At 65.9% G+C, this 12,297-nt stretch carries 12 protein-coding genes and 1 pseudogene; 6 read left to right on the plus strand and 7 right to left on the minus strand.

Annotated elements, in window-relative coordinates; translation table 11 throughout:
* A pseudogene (locus tag ACOJTD_RS07115) lies at positions 1-261 on the minus strand (MBL fold metallo-hydrolase); the annotation flags it as partial.
* A gap of 145 nt (positions 262-406) precedes the next feature.
* The gene (locus ACOJTD_RS07120; protein ID WP_420132221.1) at positions 407-937 is read right to left on the minus strand and encodes a DedA family protein; all 531 of its coding nucleotides are present in this window, start codon (positions 935-937) and stop codon (positions 407-409) included.
* A 339-nt stretch (positions 938-1,276) separates the two neighbouring features.
* Between ACOJTD_RS07120 and ACOJTD_RS07125 the strand changes: the two genes are divergently transcribed.
* The 5 genes from ACOJTD_RS07125 to ACOJTD_RS07145 all read left to right on the plus strand — a co-directional run bounded on the left by ACOJTD_RS07125 (position 1,277) and on the right by ACOJTD_RS07145 (position 6,562).
* Positions 1,277-1,819 (plus strand): hypothetical protein, encoded by a 543-nt coding sequence (locus ACOJTD_RS07125; protein WP_420132222.1) that lies wholly within the window; start codon positions 1,277-1,279, stop codon positions 1,817-1,819.
* Positions 1,797-3,842, plus strand: coding sequence for a DNA topoisomerase IV subunit B (gene parE / locus ACOJTD_RS07130; RefSeq protein ID WP_420132223.1), 2,046 nt, complete (start codon positions 1,797-1,799; stop codon positions 3,840-3,842). Before ACOJTD_RS07125 ends, parE begins: the two co-directional genes overlap by 23 nt.
* Positions 3,843-3,943: 101 nt before the next feature.
* The gene (locus tag ACOJTD_RS07135) at positions 3,944-5,740 is read left to right on the plus strand and encodes a DUF4153 domain-containing protein (RefSeq protein WP_420132224.1); all 1,797 of its coding nucleotides are present in this window, start codon (positions 3,944-3,946) and stop codon (positions 5,738-5,740) included.
* 100 nt (positions 5,741-5,840) lie between these two features.
* Positions 5,841-6,308, plus strand: a complete 468-nt coding sequence (locus ACOJTD_RS07140; RefSeq protein WP_420132225.1) for a hypothetical protein — start codon at positions 5,841-5,843, stop codon at positions 6,306-6,308.
* A gap of 65 nt (positions 6,309-6,373) precedes the next feature.
* Positions 6,374-6,562, plus strand: coding sequence for a hypothetical protein (locus ACOJTD_RS07145; RefSeq protein ID WP_420132226.1), 189 nt, complete (start codon positions 6,374-6,376; stop codon positions 6,560-6,562).
* 33 nt (positions 6,563-6,595) lie between these two features.
* Here ACOJTD_RS07145 and ACOJTD_RS07150 read toward each other — a convergent pair whose 3' ends face one another.
* A complete protein-coding gene (locus tag ACOJTD_RS07150; RefSeq protein ID WP_420132227.1) occupies positions 6,596-7,501 on the minus strand; it encodes an SDR family oxidoreductase in 906 nt (301 codons plus the stop codon).
* A gap of 98 nt (positions 7,502-7,599) precedes the next feature.
* Between ACOJTD_RS07150 and ACOJTD_RS07155 the strand changes: the two genes are divergently transcribed.
* Positions 7,600-8,433, plus strand: coding sequence for a helix-turn-helix transcriptional regulator (locus tag ACOJTD_RS07155; RefSeq protein ID WP_420132228.1), 834 nt, complete (start codon positions 7,600-7,602; stop codon positions 8,431-8,433).
* Positions 8,434-8,673: 240 nt separating this feature from the next.
* Here ACOJTD_RS07155 and ACOJTD_RS07160 read toward each other — a convergent pair whose 3' ends face one another.
* Genes ACOJTD_RS07160 through ACOJTD_RS07175 form a run of 4 tightly spaced genes read right to left on the minus strand, consistent with a single transcriptional unit; the run spans position 8,674 to position 12,204 of the window.
* Positions 8,674-9,654, minus strand: a complete 981-nt coding sequence (locus tag ACOJTD_RS07160; RefSeq protein ID WP_420132229.1) for a TRAP transporter substrate-binding protein — start codon at positions 9,652-9,654, stop codon at positions 8,674-8,676.
* A gap of 31 nt (positions 9,655-9,685) precedes the next feature.
* Positions 9,686-10,954 carry a TRAP transporter large permease gene (locus ACOJTD_RS07165; RefSeq protein ID WP_420132230.1) on the minus strand — a complete coding sequence of 423 codons (1,269 nt, stop codon included), beginning with the start codon at positions 10,952-10,954 and terminating at the stop codon, positions 9,686-9,688.
* Positions 10,955-10,968: 14 nt separating this feature from the next.
* Positions 10,969-11,514 carry a TRAP transporter small permease gene (locus ACOJTD_RS07170; RefSeq protein ID WP_420132231.1) on the minus strand — a complete coding sequence of 182 codons (546 nt, stop codon included), beginning with the start codon at positions 11,512-11,514 and terminating at the stop codon, positions 10,969-10,971.
* A gap of 24 nt (positions 11,515-11,538) precedes the next feature.
* A complete protein-coding gene (locus ACOJTD_RS07175) occupies positions 11,539-12,204 on the minus strand; it encodes a GntR family transcriptional regulator (RefSeq protein ID WP_420132232.1) in 666 nt (221 codons plus the stop codon).
* Positions 12,205-12,297 lie beyond the last annotated feature (93 nt).

The raw sequence follows: 12,297 nt of genomic DNA on the forward strand, positions 1-12,297 counted from the left end.
GTCCTTGGGCAGGAACGCGGCTTCCAGCGCCTCGCCGACATCGTCCTTCATGGCGTTGAGCACGAAGCCGTCGGCCAGCGGAAAGGTGCTGATGCCGTCCGAGACCACGTTCACCTGAGCGTCGCCGACCCGGTAGCGGTAGTAGCTCGGCGCCTGCTTGTCGGCGAGCGGTGCGGCCGCCTCGGCGGGCGCGCTGCGCAGCAGCGGCGTGGCCGCCAGAGCGGCGGCGGCAGTGAGGGCGTGACGGCGGGTCAGGTCCATGGCGTATCCTCGGTGGGTGGGATTGTTTCGTTTCGCAGTTTAGCCCGGCTTCGGTGACGAGAGCGCATCATAACGACGGTTTGATCACGGGCGGTCGCAGGCGTGCCGGATACCAACCCCGGCTGGCCCGCCCTATTCCGCTCGCTCAGATCGACCGCACGAGCAGTCTCGCGCCGACCGACAGCGCGTCGCCGAACAGCAGCAGCACCGCGGACCAGACGAAGGCCGACAGCACGTTGGCGATCTGAAAGCTCCAATAAGGCATCTCGAAGATACCAGCCGCGAGCGGCACCGAAGCGCGCAGCGGCCCGAAGAACCGGCCGATGAAAATGCTCGGCACGCCCCATTTCTGTACGAAGTCCTCGCCGCGGGTCAGCAACCCCGGGAACTTCGACAGCGGCCAGATCTGGGCGACATTGTCTTTGTAGCGATAGCCGAACCAATACGACAGCCAGTCGCCCAACGCCGCGCCGACCGCGCCGGCGATCCACACCGGCCAGAAACTGATCCCCGAGGCGCCGACCAGCGCGCCGATCGCCACCAGAGCGCCCCAGGCCGGGATCAACAGCGAGATAAAGGCGAGCGACTCGCCGAACGCCAGCGCCAGCACCACCGGCGCGGCCCAGGCCTGGTGCTCGCGCACGAAATCGGTGAGGCCGCGAAAAGCTTCTTCCATCGTCCCTTTGACCTGCGGGCGTCCCCAGCCGGCGGGTTCACATCACTGTCGCATCGCACGGCCGGCGCCCGGCGGGCAAGCGGTGCGGCCCGTGGCGGATTGCCCGGGGCGGCCGGCAGATCAGACCGGGATGGCCTGATTGCGGCGCACGAAGCAGTCCTTTCGTCCAAAACGCACCCCGTTGCCGTCGAAAACTCGCCGATTGGCCGGCTTGTTCAATCCCAGATTGAACCTTTTGCCGCGTCGCGCGGCCAACGCTGGTAACCCGATAGCCTCACGGCGGGTCAATATCGCGTGCGCCAAGGCCCGCGCGCCCGCCTCTTTCCCGAAGGACTGACAATGATCGGATCGGTGATGATGTGCGCCAGCGTGGCGCTGTTTCTGCTCGGCATGTTCGGCGGCATCGCCATGGGCATTCAGCACGATTTCACGCTAGGCCCGGCCCACGCGCATCTCAATCTGATCGGCGGCGTCATGCTGTTCCTGTTCGGGTTGTATTACCGCGTGGTCCCGGCCGCGGGCGCCAGCCGGCTCGCTCGGCTTCAGGGCTGGCTGCACATGACGGGCGCGGTGCTGTTCCCGCTCGGGATTGCCCTTTCCATCACGCAGGGACCAGCCTATATGCCCGTCCCGGTGGTCGGATCGCTGGTCGTAACCGTCGCCGTCGCGCTGTTCGGCTTCATCGTGATCCGAACCGCGCGGGTTGAAGCGCAGCCGCTGCGACACCCGGCGCATTCGACCGACCGCCGCCACGGGCCGCACCCGACGTCACATCCGCAGCCCGTCCATGGCATAGTGCAGCATAGCGATTCGTCCGGCGCCGAGCGTCGACAGAACCTCAGGACAGACTTCCAGACTCATGGCCAAGGCATTGAAGGCTAGTTCGAAATCGAAACCCGACCTGTTCGGCGCCGCGCCGAAAGCTGCGGCGCCGCGTGCTGCCGCCAAACCGGCGGGCGCCGAGGACGGCTACACCGCCGCTGACATCGAGGTGCTGGAAGGCCTGGAACCGGTCCGCCGCCGCCCTGGCATGTATATCGGCGGCACCGACGAGAAGGCGCTGCACCACCTGTTCGCCGAGGTGATCGACAACTCGATGGACGAGGCGCTGGCAGGCCATGCGACCTTCATCGAGGTCGAGCTCGGCACCGACGGATTCCTCACCGTCTCCGACAACGGCCGCGGCATTCCCGTTGATCCGCATCCGAAATTCCCGAAGAAGTCTGCGCTTGAAGTGATCATGTGCACGCTGCACGCCGGCGGCAAGTTCGACAGCAAGGTGTACGAGACCTCGGGCGGTCTGCACGGCGTCGGCGTCAGCGTTGTCAATGCGTTGTCGTCGCGTCTTGAGGTCGAGGTTGCGCGCAATCAGCAGCTATTCCGCATGGTGTTCGAGCGCGGCCACCCCAAGGGCAAGCTCGAGAGCCTCGGCAAGGTCAACAACCGCCGCGGCACCCGCGTCCGCTTCAAGCCCGACACCGACATCTTCGGCGCCAAGGCCGCGTTCAAGCCGCAGCGCCTGTTCAAGATGGCGCGGTCGAAGGCCTACCTGTTCGGCGGCGTGAAGATCCGCTGGAAGTGCGATCCCGAACTGCTCAAGGGCATCGAGGATGTCCCGAGCGAGGACGAATTCCACTTCCCCGGCGGTCTCAAGGACTTCCTCGGCGCCGCAATCCACAACGACACGCTGGTGCATCCTGACATTTTCGCTGGCAAATCCGGCCGCAACGGTGCGCACGGCGCCTGCGAGTGGGCGGTGGCCTGGACGGCGGATGCCGACGGTTTCCTTTCCTCCTACACCAACACGGTGCCTACACCGGACGGCGGTACTCACGAGTCCGGACTGCGCAGCGCACTGCTGCGCGGCCTGAAGGACCACGCCGAGCGCGTCGGCCAGGGCAAGCGGGCTTCGTCCATTACGTCCGAGGACGTGATGGTCGGCGCCGCGATCATGCTCAGCGTGTTCGTGCGCGAACCCGAATTCCAGGGCCAGACCAAGGACCGCCTCGCCACCGCCGAGGCGCAGAAGATCGTCGAGCAGGCGATCAAGGACCCGTTCGACCACTGGCTCTCCGGCAATCCGGTGCAGGCCAACAAGCTGCTCGACTTCGTCGTGGAGCGTGCCGAGGAGCGGCTGCGCCGCCGTCAGGAAAAGGAAATCTCGCGCAAGACCGCGGTGAAGAAGCTGCGGCTGCCGGGCAAGCTGGCCGACTGCACCTCGACCGCGGCCGAAGGCTCCGAACTATTTATCGTCGAAGGCGACTCGGCCGGCGGCAGCGCCAAGCAGGCGCGCGACCGTGCGACCCAGGCGGTGCTGCCGCTGCGCGGCAAGATCCTCAACGTCGCCTCGGCCGGCAAGGACAAGGTGGTGGCGAACGCCCAGCTGTCCGACCTGATCCAGGCGCTGGGCGTCGGCACCGGCGTGAACTATCGCGAGGAAGACCTGCGCTACTCGCGCATCATCATCATGACCGACGCCGACGTCGACGGCGCCCACATCGCCTCGCTGCTGATCACCTTTTTCTACCGGCAGATGCCGAAGCTGATCGACGACGGCCACCTCTATCTCGCGGTGCCGCCGCTGTATCGGCTGACCCACGGCGCCAAGACGGTCTACGCCCGCGACGACGCGCACAAGGAAGAGCTGCTGAAAAAGGAATTCAACGCCAACGCCAAGGTCGATGTCGGCCGTTTCAAAGGCCTCGGCGAGATGATGCCGGCGCAGCTCAAGGAAACCACGATGGATCCGAGCAAGCGTACCATGCTCCGCGTGGTGCTGCTGCCGGAGGCCCGCGAGGGCACCGCCGATTCCGTCGAGCGCCTGATGGGCACCAAGGCCGAAGCCCGCTTCGCCTTCATCAGCGACAAGGCTGAATTCGCCAGCGACGAAATGCTCGACGTGTAGGCGCGTTTTACCGCGCATCGTGTCGAACCATCTTAACGAAGCCGTGCACTAATCCCCCGCATGACGTTCTGCCCAAGCAGGCGCGTGCGGGGAATACCATCGTGAACGATACCGACGATTTCGATCCGGCTCCCACGCCGCTCACCTTCGTTCTGCGCGTCATCATCGGCTTGCTGCAAGGCGCGGCGCTGTATGCGCTGTTGCGCGTCGCGCTGGCCAAGGTCTGGCCCGCAACCGCCCCCGAACTCTATGCCGCGCTGCTGGTGACGGCAGTTTTCACGCCGCTGGTCGCGTCGTCGGCGCTGACCCGGCTGCGCCCAGTGCCGCTGCTGGTGTGGATCCTCGCCGTGGCGGCGATCTGCGCCGCGCTCGGCTGGTACGATCTCTACCGCGATCCCTTCGTCACGCCGGGGCACGCGCCGCCGCGCGTGACGCCCGCGCAGGCCTTTGTCGGCCTGCCGCTGGTGCTGTTCATCGCGCAGTCGCTGCTGATCGCGGCGGCGCATGACCGCCGCGCCATCGCCAAGTATCACACGTATTTCGAGGTCTCGTGGGGGCTCGGTCTGCAGATCGCGCTCGCGGTGCTGTTCGCCGGTACCTTCTGGGGCGTGCTGTGGCTCGGCGCCAATCTGTTCCGGCTGATCAATGTCGAGGCCTTTGCCCGTGTGATCCGTCAGGAGTGGTTCTGGATTCCCGCCACCACGGTCGCGATCAGCGTAGCGCTCCACGTCACCGATATTCGCGCCGGGCTGGTACGTGGGCTGCGCACCGTCGTGTGCAACCTGCTCGGCTGGCTGCTGCCGCTGGCCGCAGCGATCGTCGTCGCCTTCGTGGTGGCGCTGCTGTTCACCGGCCTTGAGCCGCTGTGGGGCACCAAGCGGGCCGCGACGATCCTGCTGATCGCCGCGGCGATGCTGGTGATCCTGATCAACACCGCCCTCCAGGACGGCGCACGCCTGTCCGCCACCGAGGCCGGCGCGACGATGCCGGCCGCACTGCGGCTGTCAATCGTTGCCGCGTCCCTGGTGATGCTGCCGGTCGTCGCGCTCGCCGGCTACGCCATTGCCTTACGGGTCGGTCAATATGGCTGGTCGAATGTCCGCATCGTCGGCGCGGCCGGCGCGGCGGTTGCTGCCTGCTACGCGGTCGGCTATGCGATCGCGGTGGTGCGGCGCAGGACCTCGACCGGCGTGCTCGCCGCCACCAACATCGCCACCTCCCTCATCGTCATCGCCGTCGCACTGGCGCTGCTGTCGCCGCTGGCCGATCCGGCGCGGCTGTCGGTGGCCGATCAGGTCGCACGGCTGAAGGACGGGCGCTCGTACGCTGATCGCTTCTCGTTCGACTACCTGCGGTTCGACACCGGCCGCTACGGCGTCGAGGCGCTGCAGCGGCTGGCAAAGGACGACACCGTGCCCGCCATCCGCGCCAAGGCGGTCGCAGCGCTGGATCGGCAGTCGCGCTGGGATCCGAAGCCGGAGGGCGAACACGTTGGCCCGATCCGTGTCGTGCAGCCGCCGGGCGGCGAAATGCCCGGCGACTTCCTCAGCAAGAACTGGGACGAGGAACCAGCAAGCTATCTGCTGCCGCTGTGCCTGAAATCGTCCACCTCGAGCTGCGACGCCATCCTCGCCGACCTCGACGGCGACGGCGCCGATGAGATCATCCTCGACGCGCATGCCGGCGAGGCCACCGTATTCCGCCGTACCGAAGGCCAATGGCGCTATTTCGGGACCCTCGCCGGCTTCAATTGCAAGGGCGTCGGCGAGGCTCTGCGCGCGGGCCAGTTCAGCCTGGCGCCCTCGCTGCTGAAGGATATCGAGGTCGCCGGCGCGCGCCTGCGCGTGGCGCCGCATTTCGATTGCGGCTCGGTGACAGCCAGACGCGTTCCGTATTAGCGCTCGATCGGTCTGATCCGACGGGGCGACTGCGGCCGCGAACGCAACCTTGCTACACCAATGGCGTTTCGCTTCCGCAGACACAGCCCGGAGGATGATCATGCGTGCGAGCGCGTTGCTGATGACGGCCGCAGTGCTATTCGGACCGGTGCCGGCAAAGGCTCAGTCCGCGCTGAACTGGCAGCGCTACAATGTCGCTGCCAACGCGGCCGCTGCCGACGTGCCGCGCGCGATCTTCAGCGAGGATGCCGGGCCCGCACAGGACGGCGCCGGCCGCCGCTTCGCCAGTGCGGATGGCCGCGCCGACCTGACGGTCCAGTCGATCGACAACCCGCGTGGCCTGTCGCCGAGCGCTTTCCTGGCCGAGCGCAATCCGCCGTCCGGCATCATCTATCGCCGGGTCACGCCGCGTTTCTTCGTCGTTTCCAGCATCCGCGACGGTCGCATCTGGTATAATCGCTGCAACCGCGTCCGCGCCGCAATGAACTGCGTGCTGATCAACTACCCGTCCGCCGAAAAGCGCAAATGGGACGTGATCGTCACGCGCATCAGCCGATCGCTGCGCTGAGGTCTACGTCGAAAGAGGCCGCGATCCGGCTTGAACCCGTCGCGAGAAAGGCGCCTAATCGCACGATGCGTACACTCTTCCTCGTCATCGGCATCATCGCCTTGCTCATCGGCCTCATCTGGACCGGCCAAGGCGCCGGCCTTATCCAGTGGCCGGCCGAGAGTTTCATGATCAACCAGTCGCAATGGATGTGGTACGGCGCCTCGACCGCTTTCGGCGGCCTGCTGCTGATCCTGGTCTCGCGCAAGGTGTGAGGCGGCGCGCGACAAGCGGCCGCCTCGCCGATTTCAGCTCGCCGTGCGCAGCTTGCGATAATCCATAGCCTGCAGATCGCTGATCAGGTCCGGGCCTGTCGGCGTCCAGTTCAGTCGGCTGCGCGTCCAGGCGCTCGACGCCCGCATGTCCATCGCCATGAACGGCGCCAGCCAGCCGAAATGCCCAGCCGCCTCGTCGGCCTGCAAGGCCATCACCGGGACGCCGAGTCCTACGCCGATCGTCTCGGCGATGCGGCGCATGCTGACACCCTCTTCGGCGACCGCATGGTAGCGCGCGCCAGCCTCGTGATGGTCGAGCGCCAGCCGATACAGGCGCGCGGCATCGTCGATATGCACCGCCGACCAATGATTGCCTCCCTCGCCCACATAGGCTGACACACCCTTCGCCCGGCCGATGTCGATCAGCGGCGAGATGAGCCCCTGCTTCTCGGTGTCGTGGACCTGCGGCAGCCGCACCACCGCGACCGACACGCCCTTGTCGGCGGCCTCGAGGCCGGCCCGTTCGCTTGCAATGCGCGGCAGAGCGTGGGTCCAGTCCACCACCTCCTCTACGGCTGGCCGACCTCCCCCTTGGGCGCCGATACCGGTCGCGGAAGTAATGATCAGCGGTCGGTCCGACCCCTTCAGCACTTCCGCCATCGCGCCGATTACCCGCGCGTCCTTGGCGCAGTTATCGAGATAGCGCGAGAAATCGTGATCGAACGCCGTATGGATCACGGCGTCCGCCTGCTCGGCGCCGCGCGCGAGACTGCCGGGATCTTCCAGCGTGCCGCGATAAGCGCTGGCGCCGGCCTGCGCCAGCCAACGCTCGCCCGCATCGGACCGCGTCAGCCCGATCACCTGATGGCCGGCGGCCAGCAGTTCTTTGAGGACGTGCGAACCGACGAAGCCGGTCGCACCAGTGAGGAAGACACGCATCAGACACCTCCGAGTTTGTTCGGCGGCGAACTTGGCGGTATATCTCACCCTGTTAAAGACGTGACGTTATCCTGGTATAATGATAAATAGGATCAGCCGTGACTCCTGATCAGAACGCGCTCGGTTCCTACCTGCGCAGCCGCCGGACGCGGCTCGATCCGGCCGCCCTCGGCTTCGCCGTTGGTCGCCGCCGGACGCCCGGGCTGCGGCGTGAGGAAGTCGCGCAGCGCGCCAATATCAGTCCGACCTGGTACACTTGGCTGGAACAGGGCCGAGGCGGCGCGCCGTCGGCTGCGGTGCTCGATCGCATCGCCAAGGGCCTGATGCTGACCGAGCCCGAACGCGAGCATCTGTTCATGCTCGGCCTCGGCCGGCCGCCGGAAGTGCGCTACACGCCCGCCGACGGCATCTCGCCGCGATTGCAGCGGGTGCTGGATGCGATGCCGCTCAGCCCGGCGATCATCAAGACGGCCACATGGGACGTGGTCGGCTGGAACAGAGCCGCCGCGGCGCTGCTCACGGACTACAGCAAGCTACCGCGCGAGCAGCGCAACATCCTGCGCCTGTTGTTCGGCAATGCCCGCAAGCGGGCGCGGCAGGAAGACTGGAGCAGCGTGGCGCGCTTCGTCGTTGGCGCGTTCCGTGCCGACGTCGCGCGCGCTGGCGCACGCGGCACCGAGGAAGTCTCCCGGCTGATCGACGAGCTCTGCCGGCTCAACGCCGAATTCGCGGCGCTGTGGCAGGACAACGACATCGTCGCGCATGGCGAAGGCGTCAAATGCATCAAGCATCCCGAGGCGGGTCGGCTCGATATGGAATTCTCGTCCTTCGCGGTCGAGGGCCGCCCCGAGCTCGGCATGATCGTCTACAATCCAGCCTCGCCGCAGGTGGCCGAGCGCGTTCGTGTGCTGATCGAGCGGAAGGCGGAGTAGAACGCTCCGTCGCCTGATTGAGCGCTCTCGCTCTTGCCGCATTGCACTGAGTCCTCATCCTGAGGAGCCCGGCGAAGCCGGGCGTCTCGAAGGATGGAGCAGCGCAACCCGTGCGGCTCATGGTTCGAGACGGCGCTTCGCCCCTCCTCGCGATGAAGTTGTACTTGTGGCAGCCGTCCCGACAGCCATTCCTGATTCCGGAAGCTGAATCGCTCTAGCCACAGAGACGTTGCCCGCCGCTCACTGCGCCTTGATCTTGTCGAGCCACGGCTTGGCCTGCGGGAATTCCTTCAGCAGTGCGGCGTAGACTTCCGGCGCGGTGGCGCGGAACGAGGCCAGATCGGGCTCGATCAGTTGCACCTTGCCGCTGGTCTTGATGGTCTCCAAGGCCGCCGCATAGTCCTTCTTGTAGTGGTCGATCGCGAATGTCACGGCCTCCGCCGCGGCCTCGCGGAAGATCTTCTGCTGCTCGGGAGAGAGACTATCCCAGCGCGACTTGGAGATGATGATCAGCGCCGGCATGTACATGATCTTGGTCAGCGAGAAGGTCTTCGACACCTCGACGAAGCGATCCTGCAGGAACAGGTCGGGCGAATTCTCCGCCGCGTCCACGGCGCCGTTCTGCAAGGCCAGATACAGCTCGGTGTAGGCCATCGGCGTCGGCTGGGCGCCGAGCGCCTTGTAGGCCGTGACGTAGCCGGGTCCCGGAATGACGCGGATCTTGAGGCCCTGCATGTCGGCCGCCGTTTTGATCACGCGGCCGTTGGTGAAGGTGTTGCGTTCCAACGCGGAGATAAAGCCGAGGCCGACCATGCCGTATTGCGGCAGCAGGCCGAGCATCTCTTTGCCGATCGAGGACTGCAGCGTCTTGTTGGCCTCGTCGACGGACGAGAACAGATAAGGGAAGGAGAACACGGTGTAGTCCTTCACCGTGTTCTCGAGAGGAGCCTCGCCGGTGACGACGATGTCCTGGGTGCCGGTGCGCACCGACTGGATCATCTTCACCTCGCCGCCGAGCTGCGCCGCCGGGAACACGTTGATCTTGATCTGTCCCTTGGACTTCTCGCCGACCAGCTCCGCCAGCTTGGCGGCGGCAGCGTGATAGTGGCTGGCGGCGCTCAGGACGTGCCCGGCATTCAGCTCCAGCGTCTGCGCGCCGGCGCTCAGCGTACCGGCGACGAGCAAGGCGGACGAAAACAGACAGCGTGCGGTTCTCAGCATTCTCAACGGTCCTTTTCTGGGCGGAGGATTCTCACAGCAGCGCCAGCGACAGCGCGGGCACGTAGCTGATGATGAGCACGTCGATCGTGAGGACGGCGAGGAAGATCAGGACGGGCCTGGTCATCGCATCCATGCTGACTCCGGAAATCTCCGAAGCGACGTTGAGATTGACGGCGACGGGCGGCGTCACCATGCCGATGGCGATGTTGACGATCATCACCAGACCGAAATGAATCGGATCGATGCCGTATTTGAGCGCGAGCGGCGCCAGGATCGGACCGAGGATGAGGATGGTCGCCAGCGCTTCCATGAAGGTGCCGACCACGAACAGCAACACGTTCACCAGCAACATGAACATGATCGGGCCCGAGGCCACCTGCCCGACCAGCTCCGCGAAGTAGTGCGGGATCCGGTTGATGGTCATGGCGTGGCCGAACAGCGCCGCGAACGCGACGATCAGCATGACCATGCCGGTCATCACCGCGCTGTCGTTGAGGATCTTCACGACGTCCGCGAAGCTGATCTCGCGATAGACGAAGCAGCCGACCACGAAGCCGTAGATCACCGCCACCACCGACGCCTCGGTCGCGGTGAAGGCGCCCGAATAGATGCCACCGAGGATGATCACCGGCATCATCAGCGCCAGAACGGATTCGCGGCCGCTGCTCGCCACCTCGCGCGCCCAGGCGCCGAGCGACACCGGCTTGGTGCGGTCGAAATCGTTGCGCTTGGCGATGATGCAGATGGTCAGGATCAGCGAGAGGCCGATGAAGATACCAGGCAGAATGCCAGCGATGAACAGTCCGCCGATCGAGACGTTCGCCACCAGTCCGTAGATCACCATCGGCAGCGACGGCGGGATGATGGCGCCGAGTTCGCCGCCCACCGCGACAGTCGCGGCAGCGAACGGCTTCGGATAGCCCTTCTTCGCCATCGCCGGGATCATCGTCGCGCCGACCGCCGCAGTGGTGGCGGAGGACGAGCCGGAGATGGTCGAGAAGAACATGCAGGTCAGGATCGCCGCAGCCCCGACCCCGCCCCGTATCCAGCCGAGCAAGGCGCTGGCGAGGCCGATCAGCCGGTTGGAGATGCCGCCGGCCTTCATGATGTTGCCGGCCAGCACGTAGAACGGGATCGCCAGCAGCGCGAAGGAATCCAGCGCTTCGAATACGTTCTGCGGCACGGCGATCAGGTTGATGCCGCGCTCCATCAGCGCCACCACGGCGGACAGCCCCATCACGGCGAAGATCGGAACGGTGAGTGCCAGCGTGAGAGCCATCGTGCCGAACAGAAGGGCCATCTCGCTGTGTCTCCTCAGACGATCGACGCGGCCGCTTCTTCGGCGGCGGCCTGCGCAGCGCGGCGTTCGGATCGCCGCTGGAAATGGCGCTCGACCAGGAGCGCCAGGATGTTGATGATCGCCACCAGAGATCCGACCGGCATCGCCGCGTAGACCCACGCCATCGGCAGCGCCATCACGGTCGACGTTTCCATGGTGCCGAACTGCACCCAGCGGCTACCGAGCCAGAGCAGTAGTGCGAAGAACGCGATGGTCAGCAGGAGGCCGGCGGTGCGGATCGCATCTCCCAGCGCGAGCGGCAGAGCATCCGCCACGCTATCCATCGCAATGAGAGCGCCGCTCCGCGCCGCCACCGCCGCGCCGAGGAAGATGCACCAGACCATCAGGTAGCGCGCGAGTTCTTCGGTCCACGGCGCCGCCACGATGATCCCGAATTTCGGTAGCACGAAGCGCACGCAGATCTGCGCCGCCACCGTCACCACCATGATCCCCAGCATCGCGCCGACGACGTGCCGGAGCGCCGCGTTCATTCGTGCGATGATGTCGAACGCCAGCTTCACGTCGCGTCTCCGCTCCGATGCCTGTCAGGCCACGTGCGGTGCGGCTTTGCGGCTTTCGCCGATCGCCCGCACCAGATTCTCCGCCACTGTTTCGATGTGCTTGCGCAGCAGCTTCACGCCGCCATCGACGTCGCGAAGGCGCGCGAACGCCAGCAGATTCCGGTGGTCGACGGACTCGTGCTCGACGTCGGCGACGACCGCGAGCTGCAGGTTGATGTAGCGGTTGGCGTTGTCGTGGACGCCCTTGAGCAGCTTCAGCGCGATGGTGCGTCCGGCAGCGGCATAAAGCGCGGAATGGAAGCGCCAGTTGAACTCGCCCCACTTGTCGACGCCGCTCGCCGCGCTCTCGGCGATAACGGAGTCCGCAAGGGCGAAATCCGCCTCTGTCATCCGCGGGATCGCAAGGGCAAACAGCCAGGTCTCGAGCTCGACGCGGATCTCGAAGATCTCCTGAAGTTCGGCGAGCGAGAGTGAGGAGACCACCGTGCCCTTGTGAACCTCCGACACGACGAGCCCCTCGGCCTCAAGCTGCCGGATGGCCTCGCGCAGTGGCACGCGAGAGACGCCGAGCTCGGCCGCAAGCTTCTCCTGCCGCAGCGGCGTGCCTTCCGGCAGGTCGCCGGAGACGATCCTCTGGCGAACCGCACTCACGATCTGGTCGGTCAGCGACTGCCTTCCCAGCTTGGTCAAAGCTAGCTCCAAAATTGAATACGATATTCAACAATCATTCTGGTGTCCCCCGCAAGCGCAGAATTTGGCTTCGCTATGCGAATTAATTGAGCA

Source organism: Rhodopseudomonas sp., assembly GCF_048594845.1.
Classification (GTDB): domain Bacteria; phylum Pseudomonadota; class Alphaproteobacteria; order Rhizobiales; family Xanthobacteraceae; genus Rhodopseudomonas.